This window comes from Mesorhizobium sp. B2-8-1, assembly GCF_006440955.1.
Classification (GTDB): Bacteria; Pseudomonadota; Alphaproteobacteria; order Rhizobiales; family Rhizobiaceae; genus Mesorhizobium.
In genome coordinates this window covers 349,343-369,449 of record NZ_VFTX01000001.1, presented here as the reverse complement: position 1 = coordinate 369,449, position 20,107 = coordinate 349,343, and the positions used below count along the sequence as shown (strand labels likewise).

Below are 20,107 nucleotides of genomic sequence, written 5' to 3'. Positions count from 1 at the left end.
TGAAGAAACGGAGGACGAATGTCCCATCTCGCCGTAGCCCCGGAAGGCGCAGCCGCCGCGGTGCTCGCCGATCCGACCCGGCAGAGCGTTGTTTCGCTTTCCGGGATCACCAAGAGCTTCGGACCGACGCTGGCGAATGCAGAGATCGACCTCGCCGTCTCCACCGGCGAGATCATCGGGCTGGTCGGCGGCAACGGCGCCGGCAAATCGACGCTGATGCGCATCCTGTGCGGGGCGATGTGGCCGACCCTGGGCTCGATTTCGTTTGCCGGCCAGAATATCGGCTTCGCCGGCTACGACACGGCGGAAGCACAGCGCCGCGGCATCCGCATGGTGCACCAGGAATTGTCGCTGTGCGCCAACCTCTCGGTGGCCGAAAACTTCTTCCTGGAAATTCCGGCGGATGCCGCCAACCGGCCGGGCTGGCGGGCACTCTACAGGGCGCGCGCCCGCTCGGCGCTGGACGCCGTCTTCCCCGCAAACGGCATCGATGTGAATGCCGAAGTCGGCCACCTCTCCATCGCCGAACGGCAAATGGTCGAGATTGCGCGCGCCGCCGCGACCCCCGGTGTCAAGCTGATCGTTCTTGACGAACCGACCTCCTCGCTCGATCTCGATCGCTCGAGACAGTTGCGGGCCTTCATCCGCGAGCGGGCCAAATCCGGCCTCGCCTTCATCTTCATCAGCCACAAGCTTCAGGAAATCATCGACATCGCCACCCAGGTGGTCGTGCTGCGCAATGGACGCACCGCCTGGCGCGGCGATGTGGCCGAGACGTCGATCGGCAGGCTGGTGCAGCTCATGGGGGGCGACGCCAACTCGATCCACCAGCATGGTACCGCCACCACCGGCAGCCGCGAAGCGCTGGTGCGATTGTCCGGGTTCCTGACGGCCGAACTCGGCCGCGACATCGAGATCGGCCGCGGTGAAATCATCGGATTGGCAGGCCTCGAAGGCAGCGGCCAGAAGGAGTTGCTGCACGCAATCTTCAAGCCCGATTCCGGAACGGATGCGGCCGTCGCCAGGAACGGTGAAGCCGGTTTCATCGCGGGCGACCGCCAGAAGGAAGGCGTGTTCCCCTTGTGGAGCGTGCTTGGGAACATCAGCATCGGCGCCCTGGCACGCCGCCCGGCGCTGGGCCTGGTCTCGGACCGCGCCAACCGCGCGGCAGCGGCGGATGCCGCCGGCCGGCTGCGGCTCGACGAAACCCGCTTCGGATCCAACATATTGGAGCTCAGCGGCGGCAACCAGCAGAAGGCGCTCGTCGCCCGGGCGCTCGTCGCCGACACGCCGATCGTCCTGCTCGACGACCCGACACGCGGCGTCGACATCGCCACCAAGCAGGACTTCTACCGCCTCTGCAACGACATTGCGCGAGGCGGGCGCACGCTCATCTGGCACACGACCGAAGATGCCGAACTCCTGGCCTGCGACCGCGTGCTGGTGTTTTCAGGCGGCTGCATCGTCAAGGAACTGGCCGGCGAGGCGATCACGGAATCAGCCGTCGTTGGAGCGTCCTTTGCCCAGCAGACGGACAAAGCCGCCAGTGCGGGACGCAGCGGCGCTGCCGGCGCCGGGCTTGCCCGCAGGCTGGTGAATGCTGCCCCCTTCATCGGCCTCGCCGCCGTGCTGGCGGTGATGATTTCGGCCAATCCGGCGGTCGCCTCCATTTTCGGGCTCGACCTCTTGCTGATGCCGGCGCTGTCGCTGGTACTGGTGACCGCGGCGCAGATGTTCATCGTCGGCGGCAGCGAGATCGACCTCGGCGTCGGCGCGTTCGCGGGGCTCGTCAGCGTGCTCAGCGCCACGCTGCTCTACGACCAACCGTGGCTCGGCGCCCTGGCGCTGGCGGCGGCGATCGTCGCCTATGCCGGGCTCGGCGGCCTGATCCAGGCGCGCAAGATCCCGGCCATCGTCGTCACGCTGGGCGCCTCCTTCATCTGGGTCGGGATAGGCTATGCGCTGCAGCCGACGCCCGGCGGCGCCAGCCCCGAATGGCTGTCGACAATGTTCAACTGGTCGCTCGGCTTCGTGCCAACCTCGATCATCCTCATCGCCGCGGTGGCAATCGTGGTGTTCGTGATCGACCGGCTGCCGCTCGGCGTGGTGCTGCGCGGTTTCGGCAACAATCCGACCGCGATGATCCGTTCCGGCTGGTCGCCGACGCGCTACGCGCTGGTGCGCTACCTCGTCGCCGGGCTGTTCGCCGCCGCCGCCGGCCTGTCGCTGACGGCGATCAATACGGCGAGCGACATCAATTCCGGCAATTCGTTCACCCTGCTCAGCGTCGCCGCCGTGGTGATGGGCGGCTGTTCGCTGTTGGGCGGCGTCATCTCGCCGGTCGGCGCCGTCGCCGGCGCGGTCACGCTGGCGTTGATCGGCGCGCTGCTCGGCACGCTGAGCGTGAGCAGCGACTTCAATGCGGCGACGCAGGGATTGATCCTCATCGCCCTGCTGACCTTGCGCAGCCTGACCGCGGACCGCAGGAGCGAACAATGAACGCGCTTGCCGCCTTCAGCCCTTGGGCGCAGAAAAACCGCTGGATCTGGTCGGCGATCGGGGTGCTGCTGCTCTGGCTGGTGCTGTCCATCGTCACCAACCGCTTCAGCCTCTCCAGCCTGTCGGGCATCGTTCTGTCGGCCTCGTTCCTAACGGTCGTCGGCATCGGCCAGATGTTCGTCGTCACCACCGGGCGCGGCAATATCGACCTTTCCGTGGCCTCGGTGATCACGCTCAGCGCCTTCGTGGCGCTGCTGACCATCAAGGGCCAGGACGCCAACCTCGCCGTCGGCGTCGGCGCCGCGATCCTGCTCGGCCTTGCGGTCGGCGCTCTCAACGCGCTGCTCGTCGTCGGGCTGAACATACCGGCCATCATCGCCACGCTGGCGACGGGCTATGTGCTGGCAACCGCAACGCTGCTGTCGAACCGCGCGATATCGGGCTTCGCCGTCAGTCCGCTGTTGAAGACGCTGGCCACGGGCCGCGTCGCGGGCGTGCCGATCATGGCAGTCATCGCCATCCTGGGCGTCGCCGCAACGTCGTTCGTGCTACGCTATACCGTTTACGGGCAACTGCTCTCGGCAGTCGGCCAGAACCGCGCGGCGGCGCGGCTGGCAGCGATCCGCAACAACCGGGTCATCGCCTCGGCCTTCATCATCTCCTCGGTGCTGGCTTCGCTCAACGGGCTGCTGCTGGGCGCCTATATCGGCGGCGCTTTCCTTGAAATGGGCCAGCCCTATCTCCTGCAATCCATCGCCGCGGTGGTACTGGGCGGAACGCTGATCTTCGGCGGCTCCGCGACGGCGCTCGGCACATTGTTCGCCAGCATCCTTTTGATCCTCATCGTCACCACCATGCAGATCATCGGCCTGCCGCCCGGCGCGCAGGACATCGTCCAGGGCATCGTGGTCATTTTCGTTCTGGCGCTGGCCGGCCGGCAGGTGCTGTCGCGGCGCGCCGCCATCGACCCCGCCGCCCTCGAGAGCGCAGCCGGCGACGCCACGGCGAAACCTAAGGCGGGCGCTGCGGCAATCAGGCCGCAGTGACAATGATTTCTCTTGCCAAGATGGTAGAGTGATCATACCAGTATATAAGGTGACGATTGGCGAGACCATCGTTCAATATTTAGGAGCAAGGCTAGATGACGACGATCGCGCTGTTCGGTGCCGGCGGCAAAATGGGTTACCGCCTTTCGACCAATTTCCGCGGCTCGCCCTATACGATCCGCCATGTCGAAGTCAGCGACGCCGGGCGCGAGCGGCTGAAGACCGGGCTGGGCTTCGATACGGTCAGTGCCGACGAGGCGCTGGAAGGCGCCGAGGTGGTGATCCTGGCGGTTCCGGACACCCATATCGGCAAGGTCGCGGCAAGCATCGAAAGCAAGCTTGCGCCGGGCACGATGGTGATCGTTCTCGATGCCGCGGCGCCGTTTGCCGGCCATTTGCCTGATCGTCCCGACCTGACCTACTTCGTCACCCACCCCTGCCATCCGCCGATCTTCAACGACGAAACCGACATGGCGGCCAAGAAGGATTATTTCGGCGGCGTCAAGGCCAAGCAGCACATGGTCAGCGCACTGATGCAGGGACCGGAAGCGGACTACGCCAAGGGCGAGGCCATCGCCAAGATCATCTGGGCGCCGGTGATGCGCTCGCACCGCGTTTCCGTCGAGCAGATGGCGCTGCTCGAGCCCGGCCTTTCTGAGACCGTGTGCGCCTCGCTGCTGGTGGTCATGAAGGAAGCTGTCGACGAGGTCGTGGCGCGGGGCGTCGACCAGCAGGCGGCCCTCGATTTCCTGCTCGGCCACATGAATGTGCTCGGCGCCGTAATCTTCGGCGAAACCAAAGGCGTGTTCTCCGACGCCTGCAACAAGGCCATCGAATTCGGCAAGCCGGTGCTGATGCGCGACGACTGGAAGCGGGTCTTCGAACCGGAAGAGATCGCAGCCAGCATCCAGCGGATTACCTGAGTGGGCCGCCGCTTAGATACAGATCACCTGAATTAGTGGTTGACTCATTATACCAGTTAGCTTTAGCTGTTCCCGGACTCGGATCGGTCATGCTTCGTTGAAGTTTGAAGTTGATGCGAGTGAGGACGGCGGGAGCGGAGCGAGGAGCAGTTCGGATGACAGCCGGCGATCGGCTCTGAAATCCGGGCGGCGCGCTGCCGGCCCTGCCTGACGAATTCAATCGTAGATAGAGGCCTCGAAACGATCGAGGCATGGGTTTCAACGGGAGGACTTCATGAAACTGACACGTAGAATGACGCTTGCCGCCTTCGCAGGCGTGCTGGCACTCGGCACGGCGATGCCCGCCTACGCGGCGGATCTCATCGCCATCATCACCCCATCGCACGACAATCCCTTCTTCAAGGCGGAAGCCGTCGGCGCCGAAGCCAAGGCCAAGGAATTGGGCTACGAGGCGCTGGTGCTGGTCCATGACGACGACGCCAACAAGCAGTCCGAACTGATCGACACCGCGATCGGCCGCGGCGCGAAGGCGATCATCCTCGATAATGCCGGTGCCGACGCCACCGTCGCCGCCGTGCAGAAGGCCAAGGAGGCCGGCGTCCCCTCCTTCCTTATCGACCGCGAGATCAACGCCACCGGCGTCGCGGTGGCTCAGATCGTCTCCAACAACTACCAGGGCGCCCAGCTCGGCGCGCAGGAATTCGTCAAGCTGATGGGCGAGAAGGGTAATTTCGTGGAGCTGGTCGGCAAGGAATCCGACACCAATGCCGGCATCCGCTCCAAGGGCTATCACGACGTCATCGACGACTATCCGGACCTGAAGATGGTCGCGCAGCAATCGGCCAATTGGAGCCAGACCGAGGCCTATTCCAAGATGGAATCGATCCTGCAGGCCAATCCTGACATCAAGGGCGTCATCTCCGGCAACGACACGATGGCGATGGGCGCCTATGCGGCGCTTGCCGCGGCCGGCCGCAAGGACGTCATCGTCGTTGGCTTCGACGGATCGAACGACGTGCGCGATTCCATCACCTCGGGCGGCATCAAGGCGACGGTGCTGCAGCCGGCCTATGCCCAGGCGCAGATGGCGGTCGAACAGGCCAACGACTTCATCAAGAACAAGAAGTCGCCCGAGAAGGAAAAGCAGCTGATGGACTGCGTGCTCATCAATGGCGACAATGCCGCCAAGCTGGAAACCTTCGCGCTCAAGAACTGAGCCGGCGCAACGCGAACAGCGGGGGGCGAACCGAGGTTCGTCCCTCGCTCCTTTTCACCAGGATGCCTCGACCGCCATGCAGAAAAAGCCGAGTTGGCCGATCCTTGCCCTGACCGCCGGCATCGCGCTCAGCGCCTGCAAGATCCTTCCGACGCCATCGGCGCAAGGCGACGGCAATGCCTCCGCCTTCAACCCTGACAAGATGGTCGAGGACATCTGGGCGGCGAAAGTCATTCCCTATCTGCAGCAGAAGGCTGGACCGTTCGCCGAGGTCCATGCGCTGGCGAAGACCGATCCGGCCGCGGCCGGCGCCAAATACGGCAATCCGAAGAAGCAGGCGAATTCGCCATGGACGTTCGCCGTGCGCGTCGAGGGCAAGATCGTCGCGGCAAACACGCAGTCGCGCGCGGCCACCATCGATGTCGACGCCGACGGTGACGGCAAGGCGGACGCGCGCGTTCAGATCGGGCCGGCGATGCGCGGCACGGCACTGCGCGACAGCCTCGACTTCGTCCAGTTCAACGACTTCACCAACCAGATCGACTTCGCCCAGTTCGGCAAGGCTTTCAACGCCCATGCGGCCAAGACGGTGCTCTCCAAGCTGCCGCGCGAGGCGCTGGAAGGCCGCACCGCCAAGGTGCTCGGCGCCTATACGATCGAAGGCGGCCAGGACCTGCCGCTGGTGACGCCGGCTGAGGCCGAGATCGGGCCGAAGCCATGAGCCAGGCCAATGGCCATGACGTCATCCTCAAGCTGGAGGATGTCTCGAAAGTCTATGCCGGCACGGTCGCGGTCAAGCAGGCGAATTTCGAAGTGCGCAAGGGCGCGGTCAACGTGCTGGTCGGCGAAAACGGCGCCGGCAAGTCGACGCTGATGAAGATCATCGCCGGCGTCGAGCAGCCGACCGTAGGGCGCATCCTGCTCGAAGGCGAAGAGGTCTCTTTCTCGTCGTCGGGAGATGCGGTCGACCGCGGCATCGGCATGGTGTTCCAGGAGCTGAACCTGTTCGGCAACCTGTCGGTCGCCGAGAACATCTTCGCCACGCGCGAGATCACCAACCGCTTCCGCAAGACCGACCGCAAGGAACAGGAGCGCCGGGCCGGTGAATTCCTGGAGCGGCTGGAAGCCGGCATCCGGCCCGACATGCTGGTCGAGGATCTGCGCATCGGCCAGCAGCAACTGGTCGAGATCGCCAAGGCGGTTTCGCTCGACGCCAAGATCCTCATCATGGACGAGCCGACCTCGGCGCTGAGCGCCGCCGAAGTCGAGATCCTGTTCAAGGTGATCGCCGACCTCAAGGCGCGCGGCGTCGCCATCGTCTACATCTCCCACCGGCTGGAGGAACTGATCCGCATCGGCGACTACATCACCGTGCTGCGCGACGGCCGCATCACCGGCCAGGAGCAGATGAAAAACGTCGATACGCAGTGGATCGTGCGGCAGATGATCGGCTCGGACGCCAAGGACTTCGCCAAGGCCGACGGCCATGTGCCGGGCGCGGAAATCTTCCGCGCCGAGGAGATCTGCCTGCCACGCGTCACCGGCGGGCTGGCGGTCGACCACGTCTCGCTGTCGCTGCGCGCCGGCGAGATTCTCGGCATATACGGGCTGATGGGTGCGGGGCGCAGCGAGCTGTTCGACTGCATCATGGGCCGTCACGGCCATGCCAGCGGCAGGATCTTCATCGCCGGAAAGCAGGTGAAGGAGCGCGACACGACGCGCCGCATCCAGCGAGGGCTGGCCTTGATCCCAGAGGACCGCCAGCGCGAGGGCCTGGTGTCGATCCTGTCGGTCGCCAGCAACCTGACGATGGCGAGCCTGTCGCGCTTCGTGCGCCTGTTTCACATCCGCGGCGGTGCCGAGCGGCAGGCCGTGATGCAGATGGTGCGGGAACTCGCAATCAAGGTCGCCGACCCGGCGCAGGAGGTCTCGTCGCTGTCGGGCGGCAACCAACAGAAGGTGGTGATCGGCAAGGCGCTGCTCACCGGACCGAAAGTGCTTCTGATGGACGAGCCCAGCCGCGGCATTGATGTCGGCGCCAAGGCCGATGTCTTCCGCACCATGCGCAAGCTTTCGCGCGACGGGCTGGGCATCCTGTTCGCCACCTCGGACCTCGACGAGGTGATGGCGCTGTCCGACCGCATCGCGGTGATGAGCAATGGCAGATTGACCGGCATGTTCGACCGCGCCGAAGCGACGGAGGCGGCGATCGTCGCCGCGTCGGCGCTGGGCCACGGACCGGCCGCACATGGGGAGCAACGCTGATGACTGACATTCCGGCCAAGGCTGCCGCTTCCTCCGCCTCCAGCGGCTCGGCGCTGCTGACGCTGATGAAGCTCAGAACCTTCATTGCGCTGATCGCCGTGCTGGTGTTCTTCTCGATCGCGGCGCCGAACTTCCTGTCGGCCGCCAATCTGATCCTGATGGCCAAGCACGTGGCGCTCAATGCCTTTCTCGCCATGGGCATGACCTTCGTCATCATCACCGGCGGCATCGACCTTTCGGTTGGCTCGATCGTCGGCCTGTGCGGCATGGTGGCCGGCTACCTCGTGCTCAACGGCATCGACCTGCAGATCGGCTACACCATCTATTTCAATGTCGTCGAGATCGCCTTGATCACGCTCGCGGTCGGCATGCTGATCGGCGCCGTCAACGGGCTGCTGATCACCAGGCTCAACGTCGCGCCCTTCATCGCCACGCTCGGCGTGCTCTATGTGGCGCGCGGCTTCGCGCTGCTTTCCTCCGACGGCCGCACTTTCCCCAATCTCGTCGGCAAGCCGGAACTCGGCACCACCGGCTTCGGCTTCCTGGGTGCCGGCCGGCTGCTCGGCCTGCCGGTCTCGATCTGGATCCTGATCGTGGTGGCGGTGGGGGCGGCCTATCTCGCCCGCTACACGCCGCTTGGCCGCCACATCTTCGCCGTCGGCGGCAATGAGCGCGCCGCGCGCATCTCGGGCGTGCGCGTCAACATGGTCAAGATGTTCGTCTACATGTTCTCCGGCTTCTGCGCGGCAATCGTCGGGCTGATCATCTCGTCGGAGCTGATGGCCTCGCATCCGGCGACGGGCGAGAGCTTTGAGCTCAACGCCATCGCCGCGGCGGTGCTTGGCGGCACTTCGATGTCGGGCGGCCGCGGCACGATCGGCGGCACCATCGTCGGCGCCTTCGTCATCGGCATCCTTTCGGACGGGCTGGTGATGATGGGCGTGAGCTCGTTCTGGCAGATGGTGATCAAGGGCCTCGTCATCATCGTCGCCGTCGTCGTCGACCAGGCGCAGCGCCGGCTGCAGCAGCGCGTTACCCTGATGCAGATGGCAAAGGCGGGCTGAGCATGGCGGAGTTGCGTGGAGCGCTGATCGGTTGCGGCTTCTTCGCCGTCAACCAGATGCATGCCTGGCGCGATATCGAAGGCGCCTCGATCGACGCCATCTGCGACCGCGATCCGGAGCGGTTGCGGATCGTCGGCGACCAGTTCGGCGTGGTGCGGCGCTACACCGATGCGGCGGAACTTTTCGCCGCCGAGACCCTCGACTTCGTCGACATCGCCACCACTGTCGGCAGCCATCGACCGCTGGTCGAGATGGCGGCAGCGCATGGCGTTCCCGTCATCTGCCAGAAGCCGTTCGCGCCGACGCTTAGCGATGCCAAGGCGATGGTCGCGGCCTGCGCCAAAGCCGGCGTGCCGCTGATGGTGCATGAGAACTTCCGCTGGCAGTCGCCGATCCAGGCGGTGCGCGCTGTGCTCGACAGAGGCGAGATCGGCACGCCGTTCTTCGGCCGCATCTCCTTCCGCTCCGGCTACGACGTGTTTTCCGGCCAGCCCTATCTGGCAAGGGGAAAACGCTTCATCATCGAGGACCTCGGCATCCACATCCTCGACATCGCCCGCTTCCTGCTCGGCGACGTCACGAGCCTGACCGCGCGGACCACACGCATCAACCCCGCCATCGCCGGCGAGGATGTGGCGACGATGCTCATGGATCATGCCGGCGGCGCCACGTCGGTTGTCGATTGCAGCTATGCGACGAAGCTTGCCACCGAGCCGTTCCCGGAAACACTTATCGAACTCGACGGCGTCGACGGCACGATCCGGCTGGCGCAGGGCTACCGGCTGACCGTCACCGGCAAGAGCGGAACCAGAGTGAGCGATGTCTCGCCGCCGCTCCTGCCCTGGGCCTCGCGGCCATGGCACAACATCCAGGAAAGCGTGCTGGCCATCCAGCGGCACTGGGTCGACTGCCTTGTCGGCGGCAAGGAGCCGGCGACCTCGGGCGCCGACAATCTGAAGACATTCGCCCTGGTCGAGGCCGCCTATGCGGGTGCTGCGAGCCGCGAACCGGTGCAGATCGAAGCCTTGCTGCAATGACGGCCGACGTGTTCGATCTTTACGGCACACGGGCGGCCGAAGCGGCACCGATCCTGCTGCAGGCGGGCGCGCTGAGTGCCGAGCTGGTCAATGGCAATCTGCGCACAATCCGGCATGCCGGCACCGAAGTGCTGCGCGCCATCGCCTATATCGTACGCGACCGCGACTGGGGCACTTATGAGCCGGAGCTCACGGACCTGACCATCGACCAGAAGGTCGACCGTTTCTCGGTAAGCTATGAGGCGAATTGCACCGGCCCGGGCGGCAGCAGCCTGCGCTTCCACGCGACGATCGAAGGCTCCGCCGACGGCAGGCTGGTCTTCGATGTGACAACGCTGCCGGAGAGCGATTTCGAGACCAACCGCTGCGGCTTCTGCATCCTGCATCCGATCGCCGGCCTCGCCGGCAGCCCGGTGACGGTGGAGCACACCGATGGCAGGGTGGTGGACACGGAACTGCCTGATCTGATCGACCCATGGCAGCCCTTCAAGGACCTGCGTGCCATCACCCATGCAGTGCGTCCCGGCGTCAGCGCCGAATGCAGGATGGAAGGCGATACTTTCGAAATGGAGGACCAGCGCAACTGGTCGGACGCCTCCTACAAGACCTATGTGCGGCCGCTGGCCTTGCCGTGGCCCTATGTGCTGCCGGCCGGCGAACCGCTGCGCCAGACGGTGAGCCTGCGCCTCACCGGCGGCGCCGGGATGCCCGCCGCGACCGCGAGTGCCGAACCGGTCCGCATCGAACTCGGCGAGACCGGGCCGAGGCTGCCCGATGTCGGCGTGATCGTCTATCCCGAGGACGTAGAGGCAACGCTGGCCGAACTGCCGATGCTCGCAAGGCTCGGTCCGCAGCAACTCCTGTTCCACTTCGATCCGACGCGCGGCCACGGCCTGGACGCGCTGCGCGCCCATGCCCGGCTCGCCGCGGCGCATCCCGCCTCGACCACGCTCGAATGCGTGGTGGCCTGCACGGGCGACCTCGATGCCGAATTCTCCGATGTCGCCGATATGGTGCGCCGGGTCGGCCTGCGGCTCGATGCGGTTGCCGTCTCGCCTTCGGTCGACCGCCAGTCGACGCCGCCGGGCAGCGCCTGGCCGGCATGCCCGCCGCTGGAAGAAATCTATGCCGCGGCGCGGCGCGCCTTTCCCGGGATCCGCCTCGGCGGCGGCATGTTCAGCTATTTCACCGAGCTCAACCGTAAGCGCGTGCCCGCCGACCAACTCGATTTCGTCACGCACTGCACCTGTCCGATCGTCCACGCCGCCGACGATCTCAGTGTCATGCAATCGCTGGAGGCGCTGCCCTTCATCACCCGGTCGACCCGGGCGATCTTCGGCGACAAGCCTTACCGGATCGGCCCGTCAACCATTGCCATGCGACAGAACCCCTATGGCGGCGCGACCAAGGACAATTTTGCCGGCCAACGCATTGCCATGGCGAACCGTGATCCCCGCCATGCCGCGCAGTTTGCCGCCGCCTGGACCATTGGCTATGCCGCGCGCGTCGCGCCGGCCGGGCTGGAGATGCTGACACTGTCCAGCATCACCGGACCATTCGGCGTGCTGGCCGCATCCGGCGAACCTGTCGCCGAGGGATCGCCGCGGCCGATTTTCCGGGCCGTCCAAGGGCTTTGCGAACTGGCTGGGCTCGCGCATGTTGCCGCGAAAACAAGCGACGAGACGCGTGTTGCGGTGCTGGCCGGTCGCGCCGCCTCGGGCGACATTGTCGTCTGGCTGGCGAACCTGACGGCGAACGACGTCCCGGTTGATGTTTCGGCACTGGGTCAGGGCCATCTTACGATGTCGCCCTACGCCATTGTCCGGGTTGGCTAGAGCTACTTATCGGAATTCATCACATAGAGCGCACGCGAGCGTTCGAGATGCTTGATCATCGCCTTTTCGGCGCCGTCGGCATCACGGTGCTCAATGCGGTCAATGATCTCCTCATGCTCGGTAAGCGTGTATTGTTCCTTGCCGGTCCAGATCAGCATCTCGGTGTGGTATTCCTTCAGCCAGCCGAGCGTGGCTTCGCTGACGGCGACATAGATCGGATTGCCCGATATCGCCGATATCTGGGTGTGGAACTTCATGTCGGCGGAGATGAAGGCTTCGGAATCACCGCGCGCGGCGCGCTGCTCGGCCACCGTTGCCCTGAGCCGCTGCACATCCTCGGCGGTCGCTTTTTCCGCGGCTTCCCTGACCATGCCGCGCTCGAAGAAGATGCGCGCCGTCTTCAGGTGCTCCAGCGTGTCCCTGGATGAAGACAGGATGATCTTGGCCGCGCCGTCGACCTGCTTGATGATCGATTTGGCGGTTAGTTGCAGCACCTTGGCGCGCTCGCCATGCGAGATGGCGACCAGTCCCATATTGCTCAGCGCCTGCATGGCCTCGCGGATCGCCGGCCGGCCGACCTCGAAGCGCTCCATCAACTCGCGTTCGGACGGCATGTCGTCGCCCGGCTGCAGCTCGCCGCTGGTGATCAGCCGCTTCAGCCTTGCAAAGACTTCGTCGGAAAGTTTGCGCCGGACGATCGGCTCCGAACGGTTCATCGTGACGAATCACTCCCTGGCCCGGTTCCTGTTTAGCATTCCAGGCAGGATTACCGGAATGCCTGCGCCTGGAGCGGTCCCGCGATTTCATGCAATCGCCAAGCCGCGCCAGCTGTTTGTTCCAGGCATTCCGAACGAAAAACGCCGCTCATTTCCCGGAATTGCCGAAGCCGGCCCTCTTGCCGAAGTCGGGATATTGCTTGCAATACTTAGGTACTCATTATACCAGATTTCCTGCGCGACAAAACTTTTTTCGAACCCTTTTCGAGCGGCCGACAGACCATGATCACGCTTACCTATCGCATCGAAACCTCTGGCAGCATCGAAGCGCTGGCGGCCAAGATCGCGAGCGACCAGTCGACCGGCACCTTCGTCCCACTGCCCGGCGAGACCGAGGAATTAAAGGCGCGTGTGGCGGCTCGTGTGCTGGCGATCAGGCCCCTGCCCGATGCCGAGCAGCCGTCGCTTCCCGGATCCGGGAACGGCCCCTTCCGGCGCGCCGATGTCGATATCGGCTTCCCGTTCGACGCCATCGGCACCGACCTGTCGGCGCTGATGACGATCGCCATCAGCGGCACCTATTCGATCAGGGGCCTGTCCGGTATCCGGGTCATCGACATGAAGCTGCCGGAACAATATCGGGGCGCCCATCCCGGCCCGCAATTCGGCGTTGCCGGCAGCCGCAGGCTGACCGGGGTCGAGGGCCGTCCCATCATCGGCACCATCATCAAGCCGGCGCTTGGCCTCAGGCCGCACGAGACAGCCGCGATGGTGGGCGAACTGATCGAAGCCGGCGTCGATTTCATCAAGGACGACGAGAAGCTGATGAGCCCGGCCTATTCGCCGCTCGCTGAGCGGGTGAAGGCGATCATGCCGCTGATCCGCGACCACGAGCAAAAGACCGGCAAGAAAGTGATGTACGCCTTCGGCATCTCGCATGCCGATCCCGACGAGATGATGCGCAACCACGATCTGGTGCTGGAAGCCGGCGGCAATTGCGCGGTCGTCAACATCAACTCCATCGGATTCGGCGGCATGGCTTTCCTCAGGAAGCGCTCCGGGCTGGCGCTGCATGCGCACCGCAATGGCTGGGACATTCTCACCCGCCATCCCGGCCTCGGCATGGATTTCAAGGTATGGCAGCAATTCTGGCGGCTGCTCGGCGTCGACCAGTTCCAGATCAACGGTATCGGCTCGAAATACTGGGAGCCGGACGATTCTTTCATCCGCTCTTTCGAAGCGGTGACCACGCCGCTGTTTTCATCATACGATTGCGCGCTGCCCGTGGCCTGCTCCGGCCAATGGGGCGGCCAGGCGCCCGAGACCTATGAGCGCACCGGCCGCACGGTCGATCTCCTCTATCTCTGCGGCGGCGGCATCGTCAGCCATCCGGACGGGCCCGGCGCCGGGGTGCGCGCGGTGCTGCAAGCGTGGCAGGCCGCGGTCGAGGGCATTGCCCTCGACGAATTCGCGCGCAACCATGCCGAGCTGGCACGCTCGATCGAGAAATTCAGCGACGGCAAGGCGGCCTGAGCGAAGCCATGCAGAACCTGCTCCTGAGCTATTATGGCGACGACCTCACCGGCTCGACGGATGTCATGGAGGCGCTCGAGTTCGGCGGCGTGCCGACGGTGCTGTTCATGCGTCGGCCCGATGAGCGCCTGCTGGCGCGATTTTTCCATTGCCGCGCCGTCGGACTGGCCGGCACCAGCCGAAGCGAAACGCCGCAATGGATGGAGCAGAATCTGGCGCCCGCCTTCGAATGGCTGAAGAGCCTCGAAGCGGCGATCTGCCATTACAAGATCTGTTCGACCTTCGATTCCAGCCCGACGGTCGGCAATATCGGCCGCGCCATCGAGATCGGCCGGCGCATCTTCGGCCAGAGTAGCGTGCCGATGGTCGTCGGCGCGCCGCAGCTCAAGCGCTACACGGCCTTCGGCAATCTTTTCGCGGCGTTCCGCGGCGAGTATTTCCGCATCGACAGGCATCCGGTGATGAGCAGGCATCCGGTGACGCCGATGAACGAAGCAGACCTGCTCGTGCATCTCTCGCGCCAGACCAGTCTCAGCTCCGGCCTTGTCGACCTGGCTGCATTGCAGACCGACGATCTCGCGCAAACGGTCGACCAGGCCGTGCAAAACAGGGCGGTCATCCTGTTTGATGTCGAAAGCCGCCAGACACAGAGACGCGTCGGCGAACAGATCTGGCGCATCCATGACCAAGGCCATGGCTTCGTCGTCGGATCCTCGGGCGTCGAATATGCCTTGCTTGCCGAATGGGCCGGCAAAGGCATTGCCTCCGGGCAGGCGTCGTTCGCGCCGCCGGGACCGGTAGACCGCCTCGCGGTGGTCTCGGGCAGCGTGTCGCCGACCACCGAAAAGCAGATCCGCCACGCCCTTGCCCACGGTTTCGACGGCGTCGAGATGGATGCCATGCAACTGGTCACGGAGGGCGCCAAGGAGGCAATCGAGCGCGCCGTCGCGAGCGGATTGGCAAGCCTGGCTGCGGGGCGCAGCGTCATCCTCTACACCGCGCTTGGCCCACAGGCCGACCGTGGCGCCGAGATCGACCGGATCGAAGGTGCGCGAAACACGCTCGGGCGAGCGCTGGGAACAATCCTGCGCCGGTTAATCGTGGAACAGAAACTCAAGCGCGCGGTGATCGCCGGTGGCGACACCTCCAGTCACGCGCTCGGACAATTGGCCATCGACGCGCTGACCGTGCGCATGCCGTTGCCGCAATCGCCGGGATCACCGCTCTGTGTCGCTCATGGCGGGGGCGCGATCGATGGACTCGAAATCGCGCTCAAGGGCGGCCAGGTCGGCACCGACGCCTATTTCGAGACGATCCGGCTGGGAAGCTAAGCCGTTGCCATGATGACGTGAGCCTGAATTTTGGCGGCCACCGCGCCGCTGCCATGTCTGTCTGCAATCGCGGATGCGGCGTAGTCGGTCGCGGCTTGCAGTTTCCCGGCCTCCCGGGCCTCGATTTCGGTGCGAAGCACAGTTCCCTGGCAATAAGCGACGGCGGGAAGGCGCGGCGAGGATGCACGGCTTTGTTCGGCTCTCGTCTCGATCATTACACCGGAGAACCCAGCATCCTCCAGCTCGTGACGGATCACTGCCTTGTCGTGGTAGCCATGGGGTGTGCGTGCCAGAAAGCGCGGTGGATCGTCGGGGAAGATCCTTGCGAGAGCATTCGTCACATCATCGGCAAAGACGTTCTCCTCGATGCGATCCCATACGCTGAACAGGAAATGTCCGCCCGGCCTCAGGACACGCCTGGCTTCGCGGTAGGCCGATGGCCGGTCGGGAAAGAACATCGCACCGAACTGACAGCAAACGAGGTCGAAGGTCGCATCTTCAAACGGCAGCGCCAAGGCGTCCGCTTGACGCCATGTGATGCGACCGTCGGGAGGTTGTCGCGAAGCGGCATAGTCGAGCATCGGCTGGTTGAGGTCGGTTACCGTATAGCTTGCGCCGGGAGACAGTTTCGGCGCCAATGCACGGGTAACGACCCCGGTGCCGGCGGCCGTCTCCAAAACGGCGGCGGGCGACAGGGACGCTGCTCGTCCTGCAATATCCGCAGCGAAGGGCTCGAAAATCAACGGCACCATATAGCGGTCGTAGTTTTCCGGTATAGAGCCAGCGAATACCTTGTCCGTTTCCAGCATTGCCACCACCCGCCCTCTGCCTAGAGGCTCGGGAGATTAGCATATCATTCCTTGTTTTGCGGCGTTTTCGGCGGAGGCGGCGAGTCCAGCTCCAAATCAAAGAGATAGAGCATGATGTCGTCCGAAAACCGCTTCGCGCTTATGGCATCAGGCCTTAGTACAGAGGCTCGGCCATGTGCTTGGGCGCCGGCCACTGCGTCGTGACGCCGGGCTGCACCGGCCGCTCGAGATAGGTCGACAGCACCACGTAGCTGCGCGTCGAGGTGACGCCGGGTGTCTCGTAGAGGCGCGACAGCAGGCCTTCGAGCGCCCGCGTGTCCTCCGTACGGACCTTCAGCAGCATGCAGGTGTCGCCGGCAACCGTGTGGATCTCCTCGACCTCCGGATATTGCGAAACCGCCATCAGCTCCGGCGTCTTGCCCCAGCCCTTGGTGTCGATATGCACGAATGCCAGCAGCGGCTTCTTGACCGCCTTGGGGTCGATGATGGCAGCCGTGCCGCGAATGGCGCCGCTGCGCCGAAGGCGCTTGACGCGCTCATGCGCGGCGGGCGGCGAGAGGCCGACACGATCGCCAAGCTCAGCATAGCTGACCATGGCGTCGTCGACGAGAACGCCTAATATCTTTCTGTCGATCGCGTCGAGATCGCGGGGCGCCGGCCTGTTCTGCGGAATGCCATTTGTTTCTTCGTCCATAGTGGAAATTCCCGATTGTAGCCGAATAAAATACGGCCATTATGAATATATGTCGAACAGCGATCAAGCAGCAACCCTGGGTGCGAATGCCCGGCCGCCCATTCCGGCGCTGGCCTATCTCTTGACCGGATGCATCGCCGTCATCGGCTCGAACTCCCTGGTGCTGGGTCCGATTGCTCCCGCCGTGGCCGTGTCGTTCGCGACCAGCGTGCCTGTCGTCATGATGGCGGCCGCCGCGTTCGGCCTCGGCACCTCGGCGAGCGCCCTGTTCCTGGCACGCTACATCGACCGGGTCGGCGCGCGCCGGATGCTTCAGGCGGCCTTGCTGCTGCTGACGTTGGCGCTTGTCGCAAGCGCGGTGGCGCCGACGGTGACGGCGCTGGTCGCTGCGCAGCTTCTCACCGGCATCGCCGCCGGCGTCGCCATGCCGGCAATCTATGCCAGTTCCGCGGCGATTGCCCCACCTGGACGGGAAAGCGGAACGATCGGCGTTGTGCTGACCGGATGGACGCTCAGCATGGTGGCCGGCGTTTCGCTGTCGGCGGTGCTTGCCGATCTCGTGCACTGGCGGGCCGTCTTCGCCGCCGTGGCGCTGCTGGCGGCGCTGGCGCTTGGCAGCCTTACCGCGTCGTCACTCCCGGATGTCAGAAAGGCCGGCCCGGCGCCGGCGCCGCTCGAGGCGCTCGGCATTCCCGGCATCGTGCCGCTTCTGATCGCCTGCGGCGCCTTCATGACCGCCTTCTATGGTGTCTATGGCTATCTTGGCGACCATCTGCACAGCGGGCTGGGTCAGCCGGTCAGCGCCAACGGCCTGGCCGCACTCGCCTATGGCGCCGGGTTCGGCACGGCGGCGCTCTTCGACGGCATCATCGATCGCCTGGGGGCTCGCCGCGTCATGCCCTTCGCTTACCTGCTCGTCGCCATCGTCTATGTCGCGATCGCCGCGACAAGCAACAGCTATGGCATGATGCTCGCCATGGTGGCGGCTTGGGGTCTCGCCAATCACTTCGGTCTGAACGTACTGGTGATGCGTCTGTCGGCGCTCGATCCGTCACGGCGCGGCACGATCATGGGCCTGAACAGCGCGGTGACATATCTGGCGGTCTTTGTCGGCACCACCGGCTTCGGGCCGCTATATTCGGATTTCGGCTTTGCCGCATCGGCAATGGTGGCGGCGTTGCTGATGCTGGTCGCGGCTTCGGCCGCCGCTTGGCGCACGCGCCAGCCACACAGGACGTGATGGGCCACCAGCCCGCGCGCGGTTGACAGCGGCGCCCCTGCCCTTCCATACAAAGCCGTTAATGTTCTCAGGGCGGGGTGAAAGTCCCCACCGGCGGTAAGGACTCCTGATTGCGCATGATTTCTTTCCGAAAACCGGTCCGGTTTTCGGGGTCATGCGCGGGACCCAAGCCCGCGAGCGCTTTCCGGCAAAACCGGAAGGGTCAGCAGATCCGGTGTGATTCCGGAGCCGACGGTTACAGTCCGGATGGAAGAGAACGAAACGGAAGACGGACCGCCCCGGCGGCCGGTTTTCGTATCGTGCGTCCTGATTCTGGTTCGAAACGGAAGGATGGACCCATGAATCAGCATTCCCACAAAGACTATGAAACGACCCGCGTTGCCGTTGTCAGGGCGCGCTGGCACGCGGATATCGTCGACCAGTGTGTCGCTGCCTTCGAGGCGGAGCTTGCTGCACTGGGCGACGGCCGCTTTGCCGTCGAAATCTTCGACGTGCCCGGCGCCTACGAGATCCCGCTGCACGCCAAGACATTGGCCGAGACGGGTCGCTACGCCGCGATCCTCGGCGCTGCCTTCGTCGTCAATGGCGGCATCTACCGGCACGAATTCGTCGCCGGCGCGGTCATCGACGGCATGATGAATGTGCAGTTGACGACCGGCGTGCCGGTGCTTTCGGCGGTACTGACGCCGCACAATTACCACGACAGCTCCGAGCACCACCGCTTCTTCCTCGAGCACTTCCAGGTAAAGGGCAAGGAAGCGGCCGGCGCATGCCTCCAGATTCTGGCGGCGCGAAGGCACATCGCCGCCTGAAACAGCCGAGAGCGGGGTAGAAATCCCGGTAACAGCCTGTAGTATCTCGGGAAAATGCCGAGTTCGGGAGGATGCCGGTGCAGACCAAGAAGATCATCAATGACGGCAACCGTGCCGTCGACGAGATGCTAGAGGGGATTCTGGCCGCGCATCCCAGCCATCTCAGGAGCGTGGACGGCAACCCGCGCTCGATCATCGCCCGCAACGGACCGCGTCCCGGCAAGGTCGGGCTCGTCGTCGGCGGCGGCTCGGGCCATGAGCCGACCTTTCTCGGTTTTGTCGGCAAGGGCCTGGCGGACGCGGCGGCGATCGGCAATGTCTTTGCCTCGCCGCCACCCGATCCCATCCTTGAATGCGCCAAGGCGGCGAACGGCGGCGCCGGCGTCCTGTTCACGTACGGCAACTATGCCGGGGACGTGATGAATTTCGACATGGCGGCCGAAATGGCCGCCATGGACGATATCGAGGTGCGCACGGTGCTGACCACCGACGATGTCGCCTCGGCACCGCGCGACCAGCGGCAGAAGCGTCGCGGCGTCGCCGGCAATTTCTTCGTCTTCAAGGCGGCCGGCGCGGCCTGTGACCGCATGCTCTCCTTCGACGAATGCGAGCGCATCGCGCGCAAGGCCAACGATCACACCTTCACCATGGGCGTGGCGCTGTCGCCCTGCTCGCTGCCGCAGACCCGGCGGCCGAATTTCGAGATCGGCGCCGACGAGATGGAGATCGGCATGGGCATCCATGGCGAGCCGGGCATCGCGCGCGGCAAGCTCGGGACCGCCAACGAGATCACCGACGAGATGCTGGACAAGATCCTCGCCGAGATGGCGCCTTCGCCTGGCGACAAGGTTGCGGTGCTGGTCAATTCGCTGGGCTCGACACCGTTGATGGAGCTCTACATCATGAACCGTCGTGTCAAGCAGCGTCTCGACGACATCGGCGTTTCCATCCATGCGACCTGGGTCGGCAATTACTGCACGTCGCTCGAAATGGCCGGCGCCTCGGTGACGCTGTTCCATCTTGATGGCGAGTTGCAGACCATGCTCGACCATCCGTGCGACTGCGCCATGTTCCGTGCCGGCTGAGG

17 protein-coding genes and 1 riboswitch are annotated in these 20,107 nt (G+C 64.8%); of the genes, 14 read left to right on the top strand and 3 right to left on the bottom strand.

Annotated features, from left to right (window positions below):
* The first annotated feature begins 18 nt into the window (after positions 1-18).
* The 9 genes from FJ428_RS01825 to FJ428_RS01785 all read left to right on the top strand — a co-directional run bounded on the left by FJ428_RS01825 (position 19) and on the right by FJ428_RS01785 (position 11,885).
* Positions 19-2,499, top strand: a complete 2,481-nt coding sequence (locus FJ428_RS01825; RefSeq protein WP_140878828.1) for an ATP-binding cassette domain-containing protein — start codon at positions 19-21, stop codon at positions 2,497-2,499.
* Positions 2,496-3,545, top strand: coding sequence for an ABC transporter permease (locus FJ428_RS01820; RefSeq protein WP_140497813.1), 1,050 nt, complete (start codon positions 2,496-2,498; stop codon positions 3,543-3,545). The genes FJ428_RS01825 and FJ428_RS01820 overlap by 4 nt, the downstream gene beginning before the upstream one ends.
* Before the next feature lie 95 nt (positions 3,546-3,640).
* Positions 3,641-4,468, top strand: a complete 828-nt coding sequence (locus FJ428_RS01815) for a phosphogluconate dehydrogenase C-terminal domain-containing protein (protein ID WP_140497811.1) — start codon at positions 3,641-3,643, stop codon at positions 4,466-4,468.
* 274 nt (positions 4,469-4,742) lie between these two features.
* Positions 4,743-5,684, top strand: a complete 942-nt coding sequence (locus FJ428_RS01810) for a D-ribose ABC transporter substrate-binding protein (protein ID WP_140559315.1) — start codon at positions 4,743-4,745, stop codon at positions 5,682-5,684.
* A 76-nt stretch (positions 5,685-5,760) separates the two neighbouring features.
* The gene (locus FJ428_RS01805; protein WP_140547284.1) at positions 5,761-6,405 is read left to right on the top strand and encodes a DUF2291 family protein; all 645 of its coding nucleotides are present in this window, start codon (positions 5,761-5,763) and stop codon (positions 6,403-6,405) included.
* The gene (locus tag FJ428_RS01800; RefSeq protein WP_140878827.1) at positions 6,402-7,949 is read left to right on the top strand and encodes a sugar ABC transporter ATP-binding protein; all 1,548 of its coding nucleotides are present in this window, start codon (positions 6,402-6,404) and stop codon (positions 7,947-7,949) included. The genes FJ428_RS01805 and FJ428_RS01800 overlap by 4 nt, the downstream gene beginning before the upstream one ends.
* The gene (locus FJ428_RS01795) at positions 7,949-9,013 is read left to right on the top strand and encodes an ABC transporter permease (protein WP_140675085.1); all 1,065 of its coding nucleotides are present in this window, start codon (positions 7,949-7,951) and stop codon (positions 9,011-9,013) included. Before FJ428_RS01800 ends, FJ428_RS01795 begins: the two co-directional genes overlap by 1 nt.
* A gap of 2 nt (positions 9,014-9,015) precedes the next feature.
* Positions 9,016-10,050, top strand: a complete 1,035-nt coding sequence (locus tag FJ428_RS01790; RefSeq protein ID WP_140878826.1) for a Gfo/Idh/MocA family oxidoreductase — start codon at positions 9,016-9,018, stop codon at positions 10,048-10,050.
* The gene (locus FJ428_RS01785) at positions 10,047-11,885 is read left to right on the top strand and encodes a hypothetical protein (protein ID WP_140878825.1); all 1,839 of its coding nucleotides are present in this window, start codon (positions 10,047-10,049) and stop codon (positions 11,883-11,885) included. Before FJ428_RS01790 ends, FJ428_RS01785 begins: the two co-directional genes overlap by 4 nt.
* Before the next feature lie 2 nt (positions 11,886-11,887).
* Here FJ428_RS01785 and FJ428_RS01780 read toward each other — a convergent pair whose 3' ends face one another.
* Positions 11,888-12,601 carry a transcriptional regulator NanR gene (locus FJ428_RS01780; RefSeq protein ID WP_140514647.1) on the bottom strand — a complete coding sequence of 238 codons (714 nt, stop codon included), beginning with the start codon at positions 12,599-12,601 and terminating at the stop codon, positions 11,888-11,890.
* A gap of 282 nt (positions 12,602-12,883) precedes the next feature.
* Between FJ428_RS01780 and oiaX the strand changes: the two genes are divergently transcribed.
* Both oiaX and FJ428_RS01770 read left to right on the top strand, forming a co-directional pair.
* Entirely contained in the window at positions 12,884-14,134 is a 1,251-nt protein-coding gene (gene oiaX, locus FJ428_RS01775; protein WP_140878824.1) for a 3-oxo-isoapionate-4-phosphate decarboxylase OiaX, read from the top strand.
* An 8-nt stretch (positions 14,135-14,142) separates the two neighbouring features.
* Complete coding sequence (locus tag FJ428_RS01770) at positions 14,143-15,465, top strand: four-carbon acid sugar kinase family protein (protein WP_140878823.1); 1,323 nt, start codon at positions 14,143-14,145, stop codon at positions 15,463-15,465.
* Here FJ428_RS01770 and FJ428_RS01765 read toward each other — a convergent pair.
* Both FJ428_RS01765 and FJ428_RS01760 read right to left on the bottom strand, forming a co-directional pair.
* Positions 15,462-16,274, bottom strand: coding sequence for a class I SAM-dependent methyltransferase (locus tag FJ428_RS01765; RefSeq protein WP_140555490.1), 813 nt, complete (start codon positions 16,272-16,274; stop codon positions 15,462-15,464). The genes FJ428_RS01770 and FJ428_RS01765 overlap by 4 nt on opposite strands.
* A gap of 154 nt (positions 16,275-16,428) precedes the next feature.
* On the bottom strand, positions 16,429-16,968 hold the full coding sequence (locus tag FJ428_RS01760; protein ID WP_140878822.1) for an Lrp/AsnC family transcriptional regulator: 540 nt from the start codon (positions 16,966-16,968) through the stop codon (positions 16,429-16,431).
* A gap of 49 nt (positions 16,969-17,017) precedes the next feature.
* On the opposite strand from FJ428_RS01760, the gene FJ428_RS01755 reads away from it, so the two are divergent.
* The 3 genes from FJ428_RS01755 to FJ428_RS01745 all read left to right on the top strand — a co-directional run bounded on the left by FJ428_RS01755 (position 17,018) and on the right by FJ428_RS01745 (position 20,105).
* The gene (locus FJ428_RS01755; protein WP_140878821.1) at positions 17,018-18,208 is read left to right on the top strand and encodes an MFS transporter; all 1,191 of its coding nucleotides are present in this window, start codon (positions 17,018-17,020) and stop codon (positions 18,206-18,208) included.
* Between the two features lie 59 nt (positions 18,209-18,267).
* Positions 18,268-18,470: riboswitch (FMN riboswitch) on the top strand.
* Between the two features lie 76 nt (positions 18,471-18,546).
* The gene (locus FJ428_RS01750; protein WP_140497787.1) at positions 18,547-19,020 is read left to right on the top strand and encodes a 6,7-dimethyl-8-ribityllumazine synthase; all 474 of its coding nucleotides are present in this window, start codon (positions 18,547-18,549) and stop codon (positions 19,018-19,020) included.
* Between the two features lie 77 nt (positions 19,021-19,097).
* The gene (locus FJ428_RS01745; protein WP_140878820.1) at positions 19,098-20,105 is read left to right on the top strand and encodes a dihydroxyacetone kinase subunit DhaK; all 1,008 of its coding nucleotides are present in this window, start codon (positions 19,098-19,100) and stop codon (positions 20,103-20,105) included.
* The last annotated feature ends 2 nt before the right edge of the window (positions 20,106-20,107 follow it).

What these genes read in the sequence shown, in the direction of transcription:
- FJ428_RS01765 (WP_140555490.1), bottom strand. Translation starts at nt 16,274, where the DNA reads ATGCTGGAAACGGACAAGGTATTCGCTGGCTCTATACCGGAAAACTAC.
- FJ428_RS01805 (WP_140547284.1), top strand. Translation starts at nt 5,761, where the DNA reads ATGCAGAAAAAGCCGAGTTGGCCGATCCTTGCCCTGACCGCCGGCATC.
- FJ428_RS01780 (WP_140514647.1), bottom strand. Translation starts at nt 12,601, where the DNA reads ATGAACCGTTCGGAGCCGATCGTCCGGCGCAAACTTTCCGACGAAGTC.
- FJ428_RS01750 (WP_140497787.1), top strand. Translation starts at nt 18,547, where the DNA reads ATGAATCAGCATTCCCACAAAGACTATGAAACGACCCGCGTTGCCGTT.
- FJ428_RS01820 (WP_140497813.1), top strand. Translation starts at nt 2,496, where the DNA reads ATGAACGCGCTTGCCGCCTTCAGCCCTTGGGCGCAGAAAAACCGCTGG.
- FJ428_RS01815 (WP_140497811.1), top strand. Translation starts at nt 3,641, where the DNA reads ATGACGACGATCGCGCTGTTCGGTGCCGGCGGCAAAATGGGTTACCGC.
- FJ428_RS01795 (WP_140675085.1), top strand. Translation starts at nt 7,949, where the DNA reads ATGACTGACATTCCGGCCAAGGCTGCCGCTTCCTCCGCCTCCAGCGGC.
- FJ428_RS01760 (WP_140878822.1), bottom strand. Translation starts at nt 16,968, where the DNA reads ATGGACGAAGAAACAAATGGCATTCCGCAGAACAGGCCGGCGCCCCGC.
- FJ428_RS01785 (WP_140878825.1), top strand. Translation starts at nt 10,047, where the DNA reads ATGACGGCCGACGTGTTCGATCTTTACGGCACACGGGCGGCCGAAGCG.
- FJ428_RS01770 (WP_140878823.1), top strand. Translation starts at nt 14,143, where the DNA reads ATGCAGAACCTGCTCCTGAGCTATTATGGCGACGACCTCACCGGCTCG.
- FJ428_RS01790 (WP_140878826.1), top strand. Translation starts at nt 9,016, where the DNA reads ATGGCGGAGTTGCGTGGAGCGCTGATCGGTTGCGGCTTCTTCGCCGTC.
- FJ428_RS01810 (WP_140559315.1), top strand. Translation starts at nt 4,743, where the DNA reads ATGAAACTGACACGTAGAATGACGCTTGCCGCCTTCGCAGGCGTGCTG.
- FJ428_RS01800 (WP_140878827.1), top strand. Translation starts at nt 6,402, where the DNA reads ATGAGCCAGGCCAATGGCCATGACGTCATCCTCAAGCTGGAGGATGTC.
- oiaX (WP_140878824.1), top strand. Translation starts at nt 12,884, where the DNA reads ATGATCACGCTTACCTATCGCATCGAAACCTCTGGCAGCATCGAAGCG.
- FJ428_RS01825 (WP_140878828.1), top strand. Translation starts at nt 19, where the DNA reads ATGTCCCATCTCGCCGTAGCCCCGGAAGGCGCAGCCGCCGCGGTGCTC.
- FJ428_RS01755 (WP_140878821.1), top strand. Translation starts at nt 17,018, where the DNA reads ATGTCGAACAGCGATCAAGCAGCAACCCTGGGTGCGAATGCCCGGCCG.